19 protein-coding genes and 11 tRNA genes are annotated in these 19,682 nt (G+C 37.5%); all 30 read left to right on the top strand.

Annotated elements, in window-relative coordinates; translation table 11 throughout:
* The first annotated feature begins 114 nt into the window (after positions 1-114).
* Positions 115-193, top strand: a tRNA-Met gene (locus NFS22_RS05250).
* An 86-nt stretch (positions 194-279) separates the two neighbouring features.
* Positions 280-356: transfer RNA gene (locus tag NFS22_RS05245), tRNA-Asp, on the top strand.
* Between the two features lie 5 nt (positions 357-361).
* Positions 362-437 (top strand) — tRNA-Thr (locus NFS22_RS05240).
* A 2-nt stretch (positions 438-439) separates the two neighbouring features.
* Positions 440-515 (top strand) — tRNA-Ala (locus NFS22_RS05235).
* Positions 516-518: 3 nt separating this feature from the next.
* A tRNA-Lys gene (locus NFS22_RS05230) sits at positions 519-594 on the top strand.
* 25 nt (positions 595-619) lie between these two features.
* The gene (locus tag NFS22_RS05225; protein WP_251316673.1) at positions 620-1,195 is read left to right on the top strand and encodes a sigma-70 family RNA polymerase sigma factor; all 576 of its coding nucleotides are present in this window, start codon (positions 620-622) and stop codon (positions 1,193-1,195) included.
* 21 nt (positions 1,196-1,216) lie between these two features.
* Positions 1,217-1,303: transfer RNA gene (locus tag NFS22_RS05220), tRNA-Leu, on the top strand.
* A 178-nt stretch (positions 1,304-1,481) separates the two neighbouring features.
* A tRNA-Cys gene (locus NFS22_RS05215) sits at positions 1,482-1,557 on the top strand.
* 75 nt (positions 1,558-1,632) lie between these two features.
* A tRNA-Gln gene (locus tag NFS22_RS05210) sits at positions 1,633-1,706 on the top strand.
* A 21-nt stretch (positions 1,707-1,727) separates the two neighbouring features.
* Positions 1,728-1,958, top strand: coding sequence for a hypothetical protein (locus NFS22_RS05205; protein WP_251316672.1), 231 nt, complete (start codon positions 1,728-1,730; stop codon positions 1,956-1,958).
* Between the two features lie 11 nt (positions 1,959-1,969).
* Positions 1,970-2,055, top strand: a tRNA-Leu gene (locus NFS22_RS05200).
* A gap of 217 nt (positions 2,056-2,272) precedes the next feature.
* A tRNA-Pro gene (locus NFS22_RS05195) sits at positions 2,273-2,347 on the top strand.
* Positions 2,348-2,486: 139 nt separating this feature from the next.
* Positions 2,487-2,562: transfer RNA gene (locus NFS22_RS05190), tRNA-Asn, on the top strand.
* A 25-nt stretch (positions 2,563-2,587) separates the two neighbouring features.
* A complete protein-coding gene (locus tag NFS22_RS05185; RefSeq protein WP_251316671.1) occupies positions 2,588-3,646 on the top strand; it encodes a hypothetical protein in 1,059 nt (352 codons plus the stop codon).
* A complete protein-coding gene (locus tag NFS22_RS05180) occupies positions 3,647-5,293 on the top strand; it encodes a hypothetical protein (protein WP_251316670.1) in 1,647 nt (548 codons plus the stop codon).
* Positions 5,294-5,310: 17 nt separating this feature from the next.
* Positions 5,311-6,849 carry a hypothetical protein gene (locus tag NFS22_RS05175; protein ID WP_251316669.1) on the top strand — a complete coding sequence of 513 codons (1,539 nt, stop codon included), beginning with the start codon at positions 5,311-5,313 and terminating at the stop codon, positions 6,847-6,849.
* Positions 6,850-6,901: 52 nt separating this feature from the next.
* A complete protein-coding gene (locus NFS22_RS05170) occupies positions 6,902-8,344 on the top strand; it encodes a hypothetical protein (RefSeq protein ID WP_251316668.1) in 1,443 nt (480 codons plus the stop codon).
* Positions 8,345-8,367: 23 nt separating this feature from the next.
* Entirely contained in the window at positions 8,368-8,946 is a 579-nt protein-coding gene (locus NFS22_RS05165; RefSeq protein WP_251316667.1) for a hypothetical protein, read from the top strand.
* 28 nt (positions 8,947-8,974) lie between these two features.
* A complete protein-coding gene (locus NFS22_RS05160) occupies positions 8,975-10,045 on the top strand; it encodes a hypothetical protein (RefSeq protein WP_251316666.1) in 1,071 nt (356 codons plus the stop codon).
* A gap of 34 nt (positions 10,046-10,079) precedes the next feature.
* Positions 10,080-10,592, top strand: a complete 513-nt coding sequence (locus NFS22_RS05155) for a hypothetical protein (RefSeq protein WP_251316665.1) — start codon at positions 10,080-10,082, stop codon at positions 10,590-10,592.
* 15 nt (positions 10,593-10,607) lie between these two features.
* Positions 10,608-11,027 (top strand): hypothetical protein, encoded by a 420-nt coding sequence (locus NFS22_RS05150; RefSeq protein ID WP_251316664.1) that lies wholly within the window; start codon positions 10,608-10,610, stop codon positions 11,025-11,027.
* A 13-nt stretch (positions 11,028-11,040) separates the two neighbouring features.
* Positions 11,041-11,808 carry a hypothetical protein gene (locus NFS22_RS05145; protein WP_251316663.1) on the top strand — a complete coding sequence of 256 codons (768 nt, stop codon included), beginning with the start codon at positions 11,041-11,043 and terminating at the stop codon, positions 11,806-11,808.
* A 10-nt stretch (positions 11,809-11,818) separates the two neighbouring features.
* Positions 11,819-12,313 carry a hypothetical protein gene (locus tag NFS22_RS05140; RefSeq protein WP_251316662.1) on the top strand — a complete coding sequence of 165 codons (495 nt, stop codon included), beginning with the start codon at positions 11,819-11,821 and terminating at the stop codon, positions 12,311-12,313.
* Complete coding sequence (locus NFS22_RS05135; RefSeq protein WP_251316661.1) at positions 12,310-13,038, top strand: hypothetical protein; 729 nt, start codon at positions 12,310-12,312, stop codon at positions 13,036-13,038. The genes NFS22_RS05140 and NFS22_RS05135 overlap by 4 nt, the downstream gene beginning before the upstream one ends.
* A 44-nt stretch (positions 13,039-13,082) precedes the next feature.
* Positions 13,083-13,919: a hypothetical protein gene (locus tag NFS22_RS05130; protein WP_251316660.1), complete on the top strand. Its 837-nt coding sequence runs from the start codon at positions 13,083-13,085 to the stop codon at positions 13,917-13,919.
* 44 nt (positions 13,920-13,963) lie between these two features.
* On the top strand, positions 13,964-14,296 hold the full coding sequence (locus NFS22_RS05125; protein ID WP_251316659.1) for a hypothetical protein: 333 nt from the start codon (positions 13,964-13,966) through the stop codon (positions 14,294-14,296).
* Between the two features lie 334 nt (positions 14,297-14,630).
* Complete coding sequence (locus tag NFS22_RS05120) at positions 14,631-15,080, top strand: RusA family crossover junction endodeoxyribonuclease (RefSeq protein ID WP_251316658.1); 450 nt, start codon at positions 14,631-14,633, stop codon at positions 15,078-15,080.
* A gap of 1 nt (position 15,081) precedes the next feature.
* Positions 15,082-15,699 (top strand): hypothetical protein, encoded by a 618-nt coding sequence (locus tag NFS22_RS05115; protein WP_251316657.1) that lies wholly within the window; start codon positions 15,082-15,084, stop codon positions 15,697-15,699.
* Between the two features lie 14 nt (positions 15,700-15,713).
* Complete coding sequence (locus NFS22_RS05110) at positions 15,714-16,181, top strand: hypothetical protein (RefSeq protein ID WP_251316656.1); 468 nt, start codon at positions 15,714-15,716, stop codon at positions 16,179-16,181.
* A 55-nt stretch (positions 16,182-16,236) separates the two neighbouring features.
* Positions 16,237-19,314 carry a phage tail tape measure protein gene (locus NFS22_RS05105; protein ID WP_251316655.1) on the top strand — a complete coding sequence of 1,026 codons (3,078 nt, stop codon included), beginning with the start codon at positions 16,237-16,239 and terminating at the stop codon, positions 19,312-19,314.
* Positions 19,315-19,682 lie beyond the last annotated feature (368 nt).

Here is a 19,682-nt window from a genome sequence, read left to right as displayed (position 1 = left end):
TGCAAAAATTCTTTTGAAATTAGCTGATTAGTAAATAAGCAAGTGTATACGGGGTATGAAAGTTTTGTGGTGTTCTCGTCATATAGCCCATAAACCACCGCTTGCTTTATATATTGCGGAGTAGAGAAGTCTGGTCTATCTCGCCATCCTCATAAGTTGGAAATCATGGGTTCAAATCCCATCTCCGCAACCATGTGGTATGTTGTAGGTGGATAGCATACTAACCCATAATGGGTTAGTGGGATAGGGTTCAAGTCCCTTTTACCACTTTATTAAAATGGCCTCGTAGTTCAGAAGAGTAGAACGCCAGCCTGTCACGTTGGAGGTCGAGGGTTCAAGTCCCTTCGAGGTCGCCATATTTGCCACTGTAGCACAACTGGTAGTGCAGCGCACTTGTAATGCGCAGGTTGCAGGTTCGAGTCCTGTCAGTGGCTCCAATGGGGTCATAGTTCAGTTGGTAGAACGTCTGCTTTGCAAGCAGAAGGTCGTGAGTTCGATCCTCACTGGCTCCACCATATGTCCCAATAACTCAGATGGTAGAGTAGCAGCCTTTTAAGTTGTCTGTCGTGGGTTCGAGTCCCGCTTGGGACACCATAAATTTTTAAGGAGCGTAATAAAAATGCTTGCTGAACATACTCGCATAGTTGAAGAAAATCATAATTTGATTTATGGATTTTTACATAAATACAAGTTAAGCGAAGATTTTTATGGTGATGCTGCAATCGGTTTGTGTAAAGCAGCACAAAGCTATGATGAATCAAAAGGTAGTTCGTTTGCAACATATGCGTATAAGTGTATGTTTAATGAATGTGGAATAACAATCAGAGCAGACAAACGCAAAGTTCAAACAATATCTTTTGAAGCACCAATAGCTGATGGCGAAAATGTAAATTTGGAATCTGTATTACCAAGTGATTTTTCAAATGAACACATGGAGTCTATTCCTTATATACAATGGTTTCTTGAAAAAATGTGCCTTGTTGATTTGCAAATTCTTTTGTATCGCTTAGAAGGTGATTCATATAGAGATGTTGCAAAGAAAATAGGGTATAGTTATCAGTATGTTAAAAATAGACTTTTTAAAATTGGGGAAGCGTATAAAGCGAAAAAACGTCCAAATACGAGAAATAGTTCAGATGATTGCTTTAAGTGCAGAAGTGTAAAAAATGAAATTCTTGCATTAGTTGGCGTTTAATAGTATGAAGAAGTAACATTCGCTGGTATGATGGAATTGGCAGACGTGGCAGACTCAAAATCTGTTGGTAGCAATACCGTGTGGGTTCAAGTCCCACTACCAGCACCAAATAAAGAAAACTCTGTGGTCAGCAGAGTGCGCCGGGTTGAACAAAGGGCGCATTTGCGTGGAGGTGGAGAAATTCTTTGGACTGTAAATGCCGGGAGGTGAAGAAGCCAAGGGAAAGCGGCTTCAATCGACTATGCGGAATCTCAAGTAATTAAATAGTCCTGAATAATCAGGACATGACATTGTAGCCAAGATTGGTAAGGCAATAGTCCGCAAAACTATGATCGTGGGTTCAAATCCCACCAATGTCTCCATATCCCGTATTACAATGGTCTTAGTACATTTCACTGTGACGTGAAGGCGGCTTGCAACGCAGCGGGATTTTATATAGGGGTATAGCCAAGCGGTAAGGCTGAGGACTTTGACTCCTTGATCGTAGGTTCGATTCCTACTACCCCTGCCATATTTTTAAGGTAGGTACTTTATGAGAAAGAAAGCAGAAGAAATAACTGAAAAGATTGTAAAAAATATTCCTACATCTGATAATGGTGCTGGCGTGTTATGTATGACAAAATCTGGTCAGAAATATCAGATCAGCCAGAATGTAGAAAAGATGAAATTTACTTTATGGAAAGTTGTTGATAAAGGATTTATAAAGATTAGAACAGCAAATTCGCCAGTTGATTTGTATGATCTTGTTCCTTGGGATGAGTAAATAGTTTATATGCGGGAGTGTCGGAATTGGTAGACGATGCGGACTTAAAATCCGCTGGCCTGTGGTCGTGAGGGTTCGATCCCCTTCTCCCGTACCAGCCGCCTTGGGTAAGCGGTGTGATGTTCTCCCTTTCTTTGCTATAACAAACTTTGTTGCTGGAGTTACAATATGACTTGACAAGGCACATTGAAAAGTAATTGTTTTAGACAGCAATACCACAATAGAGGATAGAATGGGCAGCTATCACCATGCCAGATTGTGCGTACTGGCGAAAAGGAGATGCCGAAGTGTCGCTCGGCCTATTGTGGATTTATCTGGATGTAGCTTAATGGTAGAGCGCATGATTTGGGATCATGTAGGTTTCAGTTCGAGTCTGAATATCCAGACCAGAGTATTCTTGTTTACACATTTCCTCCAAAATGTAATATGATCTGTGTTAGATAAGGGTCACGGTTGCAGCCGCTCCAGTGCAATTCTGGTGAATCTAACGTAAAGACCAAGGATTAATAGTCCTTGGTCTTTTTATATTCCTGTGTAGTTCAGTTGGCAGAACACTTGACTGTTAATTAAGGAGTCGCTGGTTCGAGTCCAGCCGCAGGAGCCAAAATAATTATAAGTGAGGTGGCAGTATGGCGAGAAAAACAGGCAGTTCTAATACTGCCAGAAAACCAGTTGTTAAAAAGGTATGTTCTGCTTGTGGGAAAGAAAAGTCGATTACACGTGACTTTTTTGTAAGTTATAATCCATTGCATAAAGATGGAAGAATCCCTATGTGCAAAGATTGTATTAGGAATGCTTGCTATAATGATGATGGTGAGTTTGATATTGAAAATTTCAAATCGCTATTGCGTCAATTAGATAAACCTTTTATTCAAGCATTGTGGGATAAATCTGAAGAAGAAGTAAAGAAAAATATTGGTTCCGATGATGTATCTAATGATGGCATTATTGGAAAGTATTTGAAAAACATTTCTTTACAGCAACATAGAAATAAAACTTGGAAAGATAGTAATTTTAGTGGTGGTTCAGAATCCGCTATTGAAAGTTCACGGCGAAAGTCAATGAACGCCGAAAAAGTTTATTATTTATCTGATGAAGATTTTGTTGTTACTGAGGATGTAATTCGTTTGTTTGGTGAAGGATATACTGCAAAAGAATATCAAACAATGAAACGAATTTATGAAGATAGTAAACAAGATTATCCGAATATTTCAAGCAGTCAAAAGAATCTACTTTTGCGATATGTTAGGTTTGCTGCAAAGGAAGAAATAGCAACCAGTTCTGGCGGCATTGCAGACGCAGAAAAATGGTCTAAGTTGGCTTCTGAAGCACTTAAACAGTTGAATGCTATTGATGTTCAAGGTGGTGTCACTTGCTTTTCTGAGTTTTTTCAAAAGTTTGAACGAGTTCAGGATGTTACAAGAATACTGCCTGAATTTAAGTACAGGGCAAATGATGCTCCAGATTTTATTATTTGGTGCTATGTGAATTATTGTCGCCGCTTGGAAGGAAAGCCAGAAGTTGAGTATTCTGACGTATATAAATTCTATGATGAAAAGGTTGCGGAATATATAAAGCAATATGGCGATCTTGGTGGGATTTTTGAGGATGATCCAACTTTATCTAATCGCAAAAATATTGAGGAATTCATTAAATTGCCTCCTGATTATTATGGGGATGGTGAGTAAATGACTTCTGAAGAAATTAGGAAAGCTGAATATTTTGCAAGTTGGTGGATTTGGTATCCAGATTTGGCCCTTGATTTAATGGCTCCAGAAGAAGGAGCGATTAAGCTGCACACTGATCAGCGTGTGTTTATGAGAGCAGGAACAAGATTTTTCAGCGAACATGGTTGTTTCAATCGAGGATATGGAAAGACATTTCTTGAATTTGCAAACATGGTTATTGTTTGTATTCGGTATCCTAACATTGAACTATCATTAACTGCGCAAACAAAAGAGAACGCCGCAGCATTGCTTAAAGATAAATATAATGAACTTGTTCGTTATTATCCAATGTTGGCAAAAGAAATTGTAAAAACCAGTTTTATTAAAGGTGATGCTCTTATTGTATTTAGAAATGGTGCAAGAATTGACGCATTAGCAAATGCACAAACAAGTAAAGGTCAACGTAGAAAAAGAATTAGTATTGAAGAATCTAACTTGATGGATAATGTTATCTTTGAAGATGCGTTGGAACCTGTTGTTGAAGTTGGTCGTACTACTTGTGGTAAGCTGGCAATCGTAAATCCAGAGGAACTAAATCAGCAGATCAATTTCTATACAACTCCCGGATTTAGAGGTTCGGATGAGTACAATAGAAATTTGGCAATGTTTCATGACATGAGAGATTTGAATGGAAAGATTGTTTTAGGGTCTAACTGGATGCTGGGCTGTTGGTATGGGCGTGGATCAAGCAAAAGTACAATTCTAAAAAAGAAAAAGGATATGTCTCCTATTGCTTTTGATATGAACTACGGCGGTAATTGGGTTGGTAGTTCTACAGGTGCGCTTGTTAATATCAATCGTCTTATGAATTGTCGAACGCTTACAGCACCAGAAGTAAATGCAACAAGCGATGAAGATGAATACTATTTAGGTGTTGACGTTGCTCGTTCTCAGAACAAGAGTAACAACCAATCATCTATTGCTGTTGGAAAAGTAATTCGTGGGACAGATGGAAAGATAACTGAAATTCAGTTAGTCAATCTTATTCATATGTCAAATACTTTGAATTTTTCAACGCAAGCAATAATGGTAAAGCGTGTTAGAAAGCGGTATCATGCACGAAAAGTTGTTGTTGATGGTAATGGCCTTGGTTCTGGATTAATTGATGAATTAATGAAGTCAAATTTTGATCCGCTTACTGGAGAAACATATCCTGCATGGGATACTATGAATACTACCGCAGAACCAGAGTCTCCAAAGGCAGAACAGTGTTTATATGATCTTAAAGCACAATCTTGTCAGACACAAATTCTTTCAAATTTTATCAATGTTATTGATTCGTGTATGCTAAAATTTCTTGAAAGTAGAAATGGCGGCGATGATTATTCAATTCGTACAGATGAAGATTTGAATTCAAAGGTTATGCCATATGTTCAAGAAGAATTGTTCTTCCAAGAAGTAGGCAATTTGAAACTTGTTCAAAATGGTAAAAATCTATCTGTTGAAAAAGTCGTTGGAAAGTTTGACAAGGATAGATTTTCAGCAACGGCTTACTTATTGTATTTTATTATCAAGGTTGAAGAAACTGATAATAACAAAAGCGATGTTGACATGAAATCTTTTGCAAAGCGGCTACAAGCATTGAATCGTAAGCCGAGAATGTATTAAGGAAGGATGGTGATTAAGTGTCAAAAACAAAGGTAATTTATTCTAAGCTGGATTATGACAGAGATTCAAAATCATTTGAAGATGCTGTCAGTGGCAAAGGCCGTCTTGACTTAGGTGCATTTAGAAGGCTTATGGTTCATGATTTGTGTGCAAATACGGAAGTATTAAAATCATATAAGATTGGTAGTTATCCTATTGAACGAATACAAGATGCTTTGAATAATCCAGCGGCTCATTCAAATATGATTATTGATGTTAGTCGCCAGCTTATGGGTACATCTCAATTTTATATGAGACTTAATAACTATTTTTCAAAAATGGGCTTATTCAATTATAACATTGATGTGTATGATGCAAAAACAAGCGAGTTAGATTCGGAAGAAAAAATGAATAAGCTACGAGATTCTTTCGCAAGTGTTTGTTCTGAATTTGAAAAAATGGGATTCAAACATGAAATGTTCAAAATTATGAGTACGCTTATTGTAGAGGATGTTTTCTATGGTTTGATTTTTGAAGATAGCTATGATTTTTTTATTCATAAGTTGAATCCTTCAATTTGTAAAATTCGGCAAATTCAAGATGGCGTTTTCAATTTTAGAATTCGTTTGAGTGGTATTGATCCATTAGAGATTGCTACTTATCCTACATATGTTCAACAAGCATACATTGAATATAGAAACGGTGATGATTATTTTGATGGGTGGTATATTCCTCCAGCAGATAAACAGGTATGCTTTAAGTTGAATGAATCGTGTTTGTATCCAATGCCGTTGCTACTGGCCTTGGTTAAGGATATTCTTGATTTGGATGTTTATAAGAAATTGAAGATGCAAAAGGCCAGAGTAGATAACTATAAGGCCATTGTGATTGAAATTCCTATTGATGAAAACTATGTTGATAAGCCGCTTTTGACAGATGAGACATTGGCTGTATTTGCGGAAATGAATAAAGCTAATATGCCTGATGATATTGGTTTGATTCATGCTCCGGGTAAAGCTACTGCGGTAAGTTTTAAGGACAACACAAATAATGCAAATAATTTGAGTGATGCAATTAAGAATATTTATGATAATGCTGGTGTATCAAGTGAAATGTTTAACAGCGGATCGTCTGGAACAGCGTTTAAGCTGTCTCTTGAGAATGATGCCGCTTTTATTTATGCCTTTTACAGACAGTGTGAAAGATATTTTACACGGTTTATAAAGTTGCGCAAATATAATAAACCAGCATATAAATTTGCATTGAGAATTCATGATTCTACTGTTTTCAATCGGAATGAAGTTGCAGACGCATTTTTGAAAGCTGCACAAAATGGTGAGCCTTTTAAGATTGATTATGGTGTTGCATTAGGAAAGTCACCAAGTAGACAGCTTGGCAGCATTTTCTTGGAAAATCATGTTTTGAAATTGCACGAGGAATATATTCCTTTAGCAACTTCTTATACATCTACTGGTGAAGATGTTTCAGGTGGTCGCCCTACAAATGAAAGTAGGGGGATTGATTTATCTGAAGAAGGCGAAGCTACAAAAGATAGCGATGCCAATTTGAATCGTTAATATCACCTTTTGGTGTTATTAAAATCTTTATAGAAAGGCGGTGATGAGGAAAGTGGGTCATGAACGAAATAGGTTGCCAGTTGCATTTACGATCAATAGTTGTGTAGATACTGAAGATTCTCGTTTTCTTGCCATTACGATTGATGTTCTACATACAGGTTTGAATTTTAACGGCAGTATTTTTGAAAAGGAAGTTGTTGATGCTAATGCCGATAGTATCATGAATACTCCAGTGTTGGGGTATATCGCTCTGAATCCAGACGGAGAATTGGACTTTCAAGGTCATGAATACAAGACTGTTAAAGGTGAAAACGGTAAAGATTATGTATATGCTGGTTCTGCCTATGGTGTAATTCCAGAGTCATGCAATTATCGTTGGATTGAAAAAGTTTGTTCCGATGGAATTTGCCGTGAGTTTTTTCAAGTTGATGCTATTTTATGGCGCAAATTTGATGATGCAGTTACAATTTTTGAGCGTGATGGCGGCAAGCCGCAAAGTATGGAATTAGAACTTTCTTCAATCACTGGCGAAGAAAATGATGATGGCACATTCACATTTACAGGTTTTAAGTTTGAAGGATGTTGCTTATTATCGTCAACAGATGAAAAAATTCAGCCAGCTATGATTGATAGTGGTGCTGTATCTAAATTTACTGCTCAGACTATTGCTCAAGAAATTAAGAATAAACTGACAGAATATAGTATGTCTGTTGAAAAGACAAGTGAAAATCAAGAAAGTGAGGAAGGTGAGAATATGCCAAAGGCTAATTTTACCTTGAATTTGATGGAGCAGATTGATGAAATTCGTGCTGTGCTGGGCGAGAAGAAGTATCGTGACAGTTGGGGCTATGAATGTTCTCAGTATTGTTTTGTTGATGTTCAGGGCGATGAAGTAATTGTTATGGATCGTGCTGACCATTATCGTATTTATGGTATGAAGATGACTATGGATGGCGATAAGATTAGCGTTGATTTTGCATCTGCTACTCGGAAGAAAACTACATATGCTGATTTTGATGAAGGTGCGGATGATTCTGCGCCTTTTGTGTTTGAACAGGCTGTTTCTGATGTTGCTACGTATATGAGCGGTCAGGTGGACGCAGCCAATGAGGAAAAGGCTACGGCGGAGGCCAATTATACTGCCGTTAAGGACGAGTTGGATGAAATGAAGCCAAAGTATGATGCTTATGTTGTTGCAGAGCAACAGCGTGAGGCCGCAGCTATTGAAGCCGCCAAGGATGCAGAGTTTAGAAAGTTTGATCAGCATTTGGCTGATAGTGCTGATTATACTGCGTTGAAGAAAGATCGGGATAAATACACTCTTGAGGATATTCAGAGTCAGTGTGCAATTATGTTCACACAGAAAAACTTGAATACAAACTTTAGTCGTAAGCCTAAAGATGGTGGTGCGCCTTTGACCGCAGATGTGTTTGAACAGAAACCACAGGCAGAGGTAAATTCTCGTTATGGTGTGCTGCCTACAAAGACTAATTAAAATGAAAGAGAGGGATTAAGACTATGGATAAGAATTATACTGTCGTTGAGACTTCTAAGATTGCCGCTGTTCGTGGTGGAGGTCATTTGTATAGTCTGATTGCTGATGTTGATGTGGAGAATGGTCACATTGGCTATGTTGGTGATCTGGCTGATGATGTGGAGGGTCTTGAAACTCATGAGTTCTTGGCTCCTACTGCTGATTTGATTGGTAAGGATCGTGTTGTACTGGTTGCAAATCCTGAGTGGGATTATGACGAGACACGGCGCACTAATCAGGCTCTTTATAACTATATCAATGAGGCTGATCGTCCTTTCCGTGGTTATGATCTGATTGCCCGTGATGTGTATGCTGTGAGCAAGGAAGGTATTAACTATGGTTCTGCCGATGCTCCTGAGATTGGCAAGTACGTGATTGTTGAGGCTGGTAAGACTACCGTGAAGATGGTAGAGAAGGCCGATACTACTGGTCAGGGTTTTGTTGGCAAGATTATCGGTACGGCAAAGCGTGGCCTTGGTTGGAAAACTGAGGGTGGTAAGCAGTATGGTCGCCCTTACATTATCTACTTTATCGAGATTCTGCGGAACGATATTGTGGGTTAATTGAAAACAAGAAAGAGAGGTATTGAATATGGCTTGTGATATGAGTAAGCTGGCTAATTTCTCTACTGAGAAGCAGCAGTTGATCGCACTTGGTATTGATACTTATACTGGTGATGTGGCTAATTATGTTGCCAAGGATGTTGATACAAGTGCTGGTAGCATGGATGATGTTATGCGTGAACGTTTTGAAAAGGATGTCCTGCATGGCGAGAAGTATAATTATCGTACTTATCGTAAGTACAAGAATGAAATTTTTGAAATTATTGAAACTGTTCTGGATCAGACTTTACCTGAAGGCTGGAGTGAGAATGAGTTCTTCAATCGTTTTGTTGAAACTATTCGTGTTGACTTGGGTGATAAGAATGAATTTTATGCCGAGGATAATGGTAATTTCATTGTTTCTAAGTTTAGCGGAAACCATTGGGATACTATTCGTGAGCGTATGGATATTGGCAAGTCTTTCTCTGTTGAAACTTCTTGGTGGGAGGTTCATTTCTATAATGAGTTTGAGCGTTTTATGAAGAACATTGATTCTTGGACTAAGCTGATGGATAAAGCCCGTAAGTCCTTCTTGCAGGCGTTCCAGAATGCTGTGTACGCTGCGTTTGCTGATATGGCTGATATGTCTCCAGAGGGTTTTGTTGGTCATGGTGCGCTGTCTACTGATACTGAACGTGATAATTTGCTTGAACTGATTGAGAAGGTTGAAACCGCCAATGGTGTGAAGCCCGTCATTGTTGGTACTGGTTCTGCTTTGCGAAAGCTGCAAAAGAATATTGATGAGAACTGGATTCCTGATTCTGCAAAGGAAGAGCGCAAGCGTAATGGTGTAATCTCCAGTTGGGAGGGGTATGACCTGATGCCAATTCCGCAAGTGTTCAAGCAAGGTACTTTTGACTTTATGCTGTCTACAACTAAGATTTTGATTGTGGCTACCAATGCAAAGCCTATCAAGTTTGTGTTTGAGGGCGATTCCCGTCTGAAAGAAACGACTGATAATCGTGAGAATAGGGATATGACTCTTGAAGGTCAGATTCAAGTTAAGGCTGGTTTGGCTGCTGTTACCAGTGACTTTATTGGGCATTGGGATTTGGCCTAATTAAATCCTAAATATATATTGGGAGGCGTTAAAATTGGCACAGGAAAATAAGAATTTAAATCCTGATAATGGGGCGGAAGAGCAAGTCGCCCCTGCCACTTCCAACGTTTTAAATGATGATACAAGGATTGTAGTAGAAGCACGTGTTCCTGCTGTTTATTATAGTTGTCCAGTTACATTTGAAACTTTTTCATGGTTGGAAGTCGGTGATACACAGGAAATGACTTTTAAACAGCTTCGTATTATGAATACAAAGCATCCACGTTATTTTACTGAAAAGTGGCTTCTGCCTAATAATGAAATTGTTATGAAGAAGTTGCACTTGGATAAGATTTATGCGACAAAGGTAAATCGTTCTGATATGAAGCGGTTTTGTGGAGATAACATCAAAGATGTTGACGAATTGCTTTCTGGCTTGGATTCAACAGTAAAAGCAGAATTAACACCCAAGATTGTCAAGTATGTTAAAGACGGAAAGATTGCAAATGTTAAGATGATTCGGTTGCTTGAAAAGAAGTTGAGCATTGAATTGATGGATTTGGTGTAACGGAGGTGATTCCTTATGGGTACACCTTTTACTGAACTTTATGGAAGTGTTTTATCAAAAATAAGGAACTATGACTTTATACATCTGGAGGAAGATGAAATCAATGAAATTCTTTCAGATTATATACGTCCTGCGGTTGCAAACTTTAGAGGTTGCAGACAAGATTTATCACAAAGGAACAAGGTCAAATTTAAGTGTAAGTTGACAGATGCGGAAATCGAAATTCTATCTAATTATATGGTAATTGAATATCTTGATAGTAATTATATCCGTGTCCCTCTTATGTTAAAACCAACACTTTCAAGTAAAGATTTTAATGCTTTTTCGCCAGCAAATCATTTGAGTAAAGCGTTAGAAACACGTGAGACTTTTCGTAAAGATAATGAGGCAAAGTTATCAAGGTATCGCTGGATCAAGCGTGATGAAGATAAATAGGAGGTGATCGTTTGTGGGTGCATATCAAAATTTCCTCCGTAGAATGAAAGCTGGAGGAAATTCGATGCGTGATGACCAAATACATAATGCCTTGCATATGGTTCAAGAAACTTTTGCAGACGATCCTTCTTATGTACCAGATGGTGTAACTATATGGAATTCAGATAGAATTATTCATCCAAGAATCTATAATCAAACATATCGCTCTACATCGCCAGCACAAGCAAATATTCATACAATGATTCATGAGCCTATTTATATGGGTGATGTGATTCCTTGGCCTGAACATGGATATTGGTTGTGTGTTAATGCTAATAATTTACATGGGATTCAATGGGAAGGAAAATTATCTTTTTGTAATCATAAGGTTAAGTTTTTTTCACCATTAACACATGAAATCGTGGAATATCCAATTAGTGTTATTAACTCAACACAATATGGTAGCGGTGAAACGGATAGATATGATGAGAAGTTGCATATGACGATTGGTACATCGCAGATGATTGTTTATATTACTTTTGATGAGCATACGAGATTAATTGATGGTGGATTCCGTTTCTTGTTAGATAGGAATTTAGAAAAGCCTACTGCTTTTGAAGTAAAACAGGCTGATACTATTAGCTATTCTGATGCTGGAGAAAGAGGATATATTCATCTTACTGTTGCGGAAGATCAGTTTGATCCTAAACGTGATAATAAGGAATTAATGATTGCGGATTATGTTTTCGATCCGATTGGAACAGGAGCAGAATTGAAAGATAATCCTGATATGTGGATTTGAGGTGATAAAAATGGCTATGTTGTGTGAATTAAAAGAATTTCGCAGTCGAATTAATGAAAAACTTTGTAGTGATCAAACGATTGTTGATTTGATTAATGATAGGCCAAATTCCTCAATTCCAGATCGTGATTTGATGTATAAGCAGATATTTCCTTATGCTTATACTCCAGATGCAGTTAAGGATACAGGTACTTTTATTTGCCATCGAATTTATGTACCAGAAGTAATGAACAAAACATTTAAAAATATGACTATTGCCTTTTACGTGTTTGTTCATCAAGATAATATTCGTACAAGTAAGGGTTTAAGATATGACTTGATTGCAGAAAGAATTGAGGATTTATTTAATGGTTCTTTTGATTTAGGTGTTGGAAGAATGAAACTTTACGGTTTTAATGATATTAGCCCAGCCCCTAAATTTCATGGTGTATCTTTAGAGTATACTGTTACAGACCTTAATCGGCCTACCATTAATGGAAATTCTGGAACTGGTGCAAAGGTATGATTCAGAAACCAAATTTACTTAAAGTCAGCGATTACAAAATAAACGATAAAATTTCAGTTCATGTTCCAACTGTTGATGAAATTTTTGATTTTGGAGATATGAAATATTATAGTATTATTCAAACACTAATTGCAACTCCGTTCGATCTTATGGTTGAACTTGATGATATTGGAATTGATTATGAGACAATTACCAATTTTCAGTTATTCATGTTGATGATGGAGTCGATTATTGCCAATGAAGATGATACGTCCATTTTGTTTGGTGGCTTGAACCTAAAGAACTTCCAAGAAGCGGTTAATTGCAAGAATAACGAAAAAGTTCTTTGGGACAAAGAGAATGATATTGTAATTGACCAAATGATCGCTTTAGAAATTTGCAATACGATTCGTAAAATTCATTTTTGGGAGGCTCCTGTTGGTCAGGCTGGTAATGCAGAAGCAAAAAGATATTTGATTGAACGAAATCGAAGGAAGAAACAGCGACTTGCTAAGAAACCATACAAGTCATTTTTGGAAAATATGATTATTTCTTTGGTTAATACTGAAGAATTTCCATACAATTATGAAACTGTTATGGGGCTTAGTGTATATAAGTTAAATGCAAGTTGGAGGCAGATTCAAAAAAAGAAACATTGGGAACAAACAATGAATGGTGTTTATTTTGGAACTGTCGATACGTCAAAAATTAATCTGGAGAAGATTAATTGGTTGTCACCAGAATGAATTTCTGGTGATTTTATTATGTGAAAAATGAAGGAGGATTAGATATGTCTAAGGTTGTTGTTAATGATCTGATTATTTCCAGTCTTGAGACTATTATGGCATTTGGCATCAATGGCGGCGCACATCGGTTTACGTTGGATGAGTTGCAGAATGCTACTATTGCCAATAGTCAGGACAATACTGCTCTGACTGGTAAGGGTGGTCGTACCATCGGTCAGTTGAAGCGGAATAAGTCTGTTACTGTGTCTGGTACAAACGGTATGGTGTCTATGGGTCTGGTCGAGGTCGAAGTTGGTTCTGCTGGTGAGCATAAGGATTCTACTCCTGTAAAGGTTCCTGATTATCTGGTTGTTGCGGGTAATAAGGCTACTACCAGTTATAAGGCTGTCGGTACGGCTGGCAACGAGATTCAGGAAGTTATTGTCAAGAACTCTGATGGTACAATTAATAAGCGACTGACACAGGATGCTACTGCTACTGAGGGCAAGTTTGCTTATGATCCTGCTACCAAGGAACTGACTTTCGCTGATGGTGAGATTGAGGATGCTACATCTATTGTTGTGTATTACACTCGTAATGTTGAGGGCGATGTTATCAGCAATATTTCTGATAATTATTCTGAGACTGTTGAGTTGTACGTTGATGCACTGGCAAAGGATAAGTGTCAGAATATTTATCATGTTCAGTTCTATATTCCTTATGCTGACTTTACTGGTGCGTTTGATCTTGCTTTCGGTGATAGTCAGACTACTCATGGCTTTGAAGCTACCAGTATTGCGTCTGCTTGTACTAATGGTGGCACTAAGTTTTGGGATTTGACTGTGTTCGGTGAGGACGCTGAAGATGCCGAGGATGCGGGGAATACTGACGAAAACCCTTAATTGGGTCTGACCGCTTAACTATCCCCGCCCAAGGTCAGACTCTTTTGGGCAAGTCTGTTTCTGATTTAATTGGCACAGATGTAAAAGTGTATGCTGACGGTTCTGTAACAGGTACACTTAAAAATGTGAGTGGTTTTACTGAGTTCAATTCTGCCGATGTAAATGAACAGTCTGGTCATTATTTCCCGCTGCGGCTTACTCAGGCAGGAACTAAAATGACTTTAAAGACAAATGGTGTTGCGAAGCCCGGAAAAGAGAATATGGACTTTGATCCTGATATTCTTTTCCGTGTTACTGATAAAAACACTACTTTTACCATTGAAGTTGATGGCAATGAGGTCGTGACTTTGAACTTTAAGAAGGCTACTTTTGCTTGATTGAGGTGATTTGATATGGCAGTACATACTATTCCGTGTCGTGTGTGCGGAAAGATGTTCACTCCTTGTAATAAAACGAGTGGTGCGCTTGGTGCTTTCAATTATCGTGAAGTAGCTTGTAGCCCTGAATGTGGTACAGAATATTTGCGCCGTGTTCAGGCTGCTCGACAGAAACCTTCCAATGCCCCTGATGCAACAGTGTCTACGGATGACAAGAAGGTAACTGAAAATAGTCCAGAGCCAAAGCGTACACGTGGTAGGCCACGAAAGAAGGTAGATTAATAAAGAGTGGGAGGGCTGATGCTCTCCCCTTTTTTAGTTTTGTGGAGGATATGTGGAAAACTTAAAATTAGTTATAGATGGCAGGACTTTAGAAGATTATGAAAGAACATATTTTCGATTGCATTCTAAAGCAACAAAAAAGCCAATAGAAAATCCTTATCACCCGCTTATGAATCAGTGGATGATAATGAAGCGTCCAATGATGAACGCATTAAAACAAAAGTGGTCGGATTTCATAGTATGGTTTATTAATAAACAAGGTTATTCTAACCTACTCATTGAGAAATGCAAAATGAAATTCACTACATATTATAAAACAAATCGCAGACATGATGTTGATGCTACAACTCCGAAATTCATTCTTGATGGATTTGCAAAAAGCGGATTTATCATTGATGATGATAGTAAACATTTAACATCATTAACGCTTGAATGTTATGTGGATAGTGATAATCCACGTACAGAAATTGAAATAACAAATATTATTTTAAAGGAGAATTGATATGGGAAAGATTACTAAAAAGTCAATTAATGCGGTTCTTGATATTTATAAGCGCAATTCGGGTGATACTGTACTGAAACTTGGCGATCCTGATAATGGTGATTCTATTGTTATGGAAATTGCCCTCAAAACTTCTTTGACAATTTCTGAAAAGGGTATTTTTGTTGACCGTGTTGTAACGCCATGCTTTGATGAAAATGGCGATTTTATGCCACAGTATCTTGATCCATTGTTTATGATTGCTTTGCTCCAGATGACAACCAATGTACCGCCAATCGAGGATACAATTCCGATTCTTGATGAAGTTGGTAATGAAACTGGTGAGAAGTCTACGATTATGAATATTGAAAAGACTTATGAACTTTGTAAAGCAATTAATCTTGTAAAGAATGTCGCAGATACAAAGTATCAGGCTTTGATCGAGGAATTGCGTCAGATGGCTGCTGATAAGTTGGCTTATATGAAAGATGTGAATGCACGAAAGGCAACATCTTTTGGAATGCTGTTAAAGCCATATTTAGATGCGGCTGGCAATGAAGCAAATATTAGCCAAGAAGCATTGACACGTATTTCAAATGCGATTGAAGAGTATAAGCCAGATAAAGTCGTTACAATGTAAGTTGGGATATAATCGTGTCATTAGATAAGATATTAAAAAGTCTTGATATAACAAAGATAAAAACCTCATCTGGATTGACATTATCACAAGAATTGGTAAATGCGGCAAATTTGTTAAGAGATTGTATTCAAGAACGGATCAATCGTGAGACAATGGGGGATTGTATTTCAACTTCTGATTTGGCAGATATTAAAGTTGATGGTAATTGTTTGACAATCACATTAAAAATTCAAAACTCAAAACGTCCATCTATTTTTAATGAATCAAATCACAAATATGCAAATGTGTTTTGGCTTATTAATGATGGTTTTGTTGTACGAAAGGATTGGCATTTCGATGGATTTGCTCATAAAGAGCGATGGGTATATCGTAAGGCAGAACACTTTGTAGAACAAGGAATTGAGGATTTCAACAATAAGATTATGTTGCCTATAAAGGTAAAGCTGATAAAAAGACCTGATAAATATTATTGGGAAGAATAAATCGCCTCTTTCATTATGAAGGAGGCGATAAATTTTTATTATGGAGGTGAATGTTATGCCTGATGTAGATGGTCAGATTGTATTAGGTTTGGATATAGCGAGAACTACAGAACAGATGAGTCAAGACCTAAACCGAGTGTTGACTAATATTGGCAAAAAGGAAATTACTTTAAGTGCCAAAATTGATAATATTCGGAGTGAGCAAATTACTTCGCAGATTAATAATATTGCCAAGCAACTCAATCAATCTTTAACTGTTAAAGATATTAAGATTAATGTTGGCCTTGAGCAAAGTAATATTGAGCGGATCAGACAAGAATTATCTGGCTTAAAGATTAGTGATTCTGGTGCAAAAGAATTGACAAAAGAATTCACCTCTATGAATGTTGCTTTGGAGAAAGTACAGCATAAATGGGTCGAAGTTAAAAAGGCTGAAGATGATGGGACTGAATCTACACAAAAACTTTTAAACTTGATGATTCAAGGCTCAACTGAACAAGGTAAACTTGTTTCTGTGACAAAGCAATTCAATGTAGAAACAGGCAAGGTTGTACGGACACAAACTGCAATTACAGATAATTTAAAGGCACAGCAAAGAGAGCAAGATGCTTTAGCAAAGAAAGCCCAAGCAGATAATGATGCCCGGATTAAATATTTATCTCAACAGAAATCTTTGCTGAAAGATATTGCGTCCGCTTATACAACTTCTCCTAAGAGTGTTAAAGATGATAGTCATTTGAAAGCGTTAGAGAAGCAGTATCAGGCAATCAAGATTCAAATTGAACAGCTTGAAAGTGCTGATGGCGCATTGTCTCAAAAGCAGAAGTCAAATATTAGTTCGCAGATTTCAGATTTGAAGCGTTTAGCAAAAGAATATCAAAATGCAGAGTATGTTGCTACACAGCTTAGAACTAAAGATATTACTCCTATTAAAGAGGAACAATTATCTAAACTCTCTAATTTTGAAAAAGAACTTGATAGGTCAAACATTTTAACTGGAGAGTTCAAAAATAAAATTACCGAATTGACAGGTGTGTTATCAAATGCTTTTGATCAAAAATCTCTTACTGCATTTTTGAACAGCTTTGATTTGCTTAAACTTGATGCACAAGCTGTAAAGCAGGAAATGTCTGGACTTGAAGCTCAATTCAAACTTTTACAAACTGTTGATAATAAAATTGCTAATCTTCAAAAGCAAAAGATTCATACGCAAGTTGATTCAAATGAGTATAATGCTATTAATCAGCAGCTTCAGCAACAGTATACTATTAGGCGACAAATTACTGCTGAAATTGAAAGAACTGCTGCTGTACATCCAGAATTAATTCAGCAATCTCAAGAGTTATCAAAATATTTTCAACAGTCTCATGAAAATGCAGCTAAACTTGCACAAGAAGAAGCAAAAGTTGCTGATCAGATTGCCAAAACAGCAAATGCGTATCGTAGTCAGGCAAAAACTAACGGATTAGAAAATAGTATCAGTGCTTTAGAGGCAAAGTTTCTTTCTTTAAAAAATGTTTCAAGTAGTGCTGCTACAACTATGCAAAATGAATTTGCAAATTTGCGTTCTTTAGCTGAGACTATTGCTACGAGTACAGATAACTCAAAAGTTATCAGTGCCTATAACCAATATGACGAGGCTATCAAGAGAACGTCTAATAGTCTGGATATATTGGCAAGACAGTCTAAAACTGCTGAACAGGCTACAAGAGAACATGAACAGGCAGTTAAAGATGATGCTGCGGCTCAGTTGACTTTAACCAGATCGTCCACCCTTTCAAACACTATTGAATCATGGATGAATCAAAATACAAAGGCTGCTCAAGCATATGGAGATAAGTTACGTGAAATACAATCCATTTTAGCAAATAACACTAATCCAGCGATGCTTGCAAATGCGAGAGCGGAATTTGCCAAGATTAAATCAGAAGCTAAAGCTGCTGGCCTTATTACAAATCAGTTTGCAACTTCTATCAAGAATACAACATTACAGTTGCTTGGCTTAACAAGTGGAGTAATGGTTTTGCGGAAAATTATTTCTCTCATTAAAGAAGGCGTAGATACTGTTGTCGAACTTGATACTGCGTTAGTTGACTTACAAAAGACAACTACAATGTCTGGATCAGATTTAGCATCTTTTTATAAAGAAGCTAATGATGCCGCAAAGGAACTCGGAGTTACAACAAAAGATATTATTCAATCCGCAGCGGATTGGTCACGTTTAGGATATAGTGATAAGACAAGTTCTAAAATGATGGCAAAGTTGGCTGCTCAATTTGCGGCGATTTCTCCCGGTGTAGATATTGGGACAGCTACAACAGGACTTGTTAGCGTTATGAAAGCCTATGGTATTGAAGCGGAAAATGTTCTCGATGGGGTAATGTCTAAAATCAATATCGTTGGTAATACTGCTGCTACATCCAATGCTGAGATTATTAATGGATTGCAAAATTCAGCATCGGCAATGGCGGCAATGAATTCTACTCTTGATGAGAATATTGCACTGTTTACTGCTGCGCAAGAAATTACTCAGGATGATTCAAAGGTTGGCAATGCCTTACGTAGTATTTCTATGCGTGTGCGTGGATATGATGAAGAAACAGGGGAACTTTCAGAAGAACTTGCGAACATCACTGGTGAAGTATATGATTTGACAAAAGCCACTGAAGATTCTCAAGGCGTTTCTTTGTTTACAGATGAAACGCAAGAGCATTATAAATCTATCTATCAATACCTGAAAGATATTTCTGAAGTTTATGATGATCTTGGTGAAAAGCAACAGCAACAGTTGATGGAAAAGTTGTTTGGCAAAAATAGAGCCAGTGTTGGTCAAGCCATTCTGCAAAACTTTGAAGCGGCAGAAAAGGCAATGCAGAATATGACAAATAGTGCTGGTAATGCTGATGCGGAGATGGAAGTTATCACTAAGTCTCTCGAATTTAAGCTGAATGCTTTAAAAGAAACTGGTGTGGGTATCTTCCAAGATATGTTTAAGCGTGAAGAAGTGGGTGCTGTTATTGATATGCTCACTACTTTACTTGGTTTATTTGGAAAATTAACCGCAGCACTTGGGCCGTTTGGAACGGCACTTGCTGGGGTGGGTATTGTAGCATTTGTAAAGAACTTGGATTGAGTGATAAGATCACACACTACCTATGGATAGTGAGTCTAATTATATCAAGAAAATCACAATATGGCGTGATTGACAAGATATAGTGATGGGAGTTCTAAAATAATCAAAGAAGTAAATACTGGAAAGCCTTTAAGGGCCAGATAAACTACAACGTAATCAGTAATGATAGGCGTGAATGTTGCGAAAGCAGAAAAAATTATCTGGATGGTCTATGCTGAGATAAAAGCAGGAGTAATCCTGTGCTACGGACTATTGACAAGAGGCAATCAGTAGGACACAGACCTTCGTGGCCTGAATCCTCAGAGACTACCGATTCTTGGAGCCATAAACCGCCAAAAGTGTTTATGACTTTTATTGTATAGTGGATA

Origin of the sequence: Flintibacter muris (assembly GCF_943192995.1) — a bacterium.
Lineage (GTDB): Bacteria > Bacillota > Clostridia > Oscillospirales > Oscillospiraceae > Lawsonibacter > Lawsonibacter muris.
Note: the sequence above shows the minus strand (reverse complement) of the source record. Positions and strands in the feature narration are given on the sequence as shown.

Excerpts from the sequence above, each read along its gene's own strand:
- NFS22_RS05225 (WP_251316673.1), top strand. The coding sequence starts at position 620 with ATGCTTGCTGAACATACTCGCATAGTTGAAGAAAATCATAATTTGATT.
- NFS22_RS05105 (WP_251316655.1), top strand. The coding sequence starts at position 16,237 with ATGCCTGATGTAGATGGTCAGATTGTATTAGGTTTGGATATAGCGAGA.
- NFS22_RS05205 (WP_251316672.1), top strand. The coding sequence starts at position 1,728 with ATGAGAAAGAAAGCAGAAGAAATAACTGAAAAGATTGTAAAAAATATT.
- NFS22_RS05160 (WP_251316666.1), top strand. The coding sequence starts at position 8,975 with ATGGCTTGTGATATGAGTAAGCTGGCTAATTTCTCTACTGAGAAGCAG.
- NFS22_RS05180 (WP_251316670.1), top strand. The coding sequence starts at position 3,647 with ATGACTTCTGAAGAAATTAGGAAAGCTGAATATTTTGCAAGTTGGTGG.
- NFS22_RS05135 (WP_251316661.1), top strand. The coding sequence starts at position 12,310 with ATGATTCAGAAACCAAATTTACTTAAAGTCAGCGATTACAAAATAAAC.
- NFS22_RS05165 (WP_251316667.1), top strand. The coding sequence starts at position 8,368 with ATGGATAAGAATTATACTGTCGTTGAGACTTCTAAGATTGCCGCTGTT.
- NFS22_RS05185 (WP_251316671.1), top strand. The coding sequence starts at position 2,588 with ATGGCGAGAAAAACAGGCAGTTCTAATACTGCCAGAAAACCAGTTGTT.
- NFS22_RS05130 (WP_251316660.1), top strand. The coding sequence starts at position 13,083 with ATGTCTAAGGTTGTTGTTAATGATCTGATTATTTCCAGTCTTGAGACT.
- NFS22_RS05115 (WP_251316657.1), top strand. The coding sequence starts at position 15,082 with ATGGGAAAGATTACTAAAAAGTCAATTAATGCGGTTCTTGATATTTAT.
- NFS22_RS05150 (WP_251316664.1), top strand. The coding sequence starts at position 10,608 with ATGGGTACACCTTTTACTGAACTTTATGGAAGTGTTTTATCAAAAATA.
- NFS22_RS05140 (WP_251316662.1), top strand. The coding sequence starts at position 11,819 with ATGGCTATGTTGTGTGAATTAAAAGAATTTCGCAGTCGAATTAATGAA.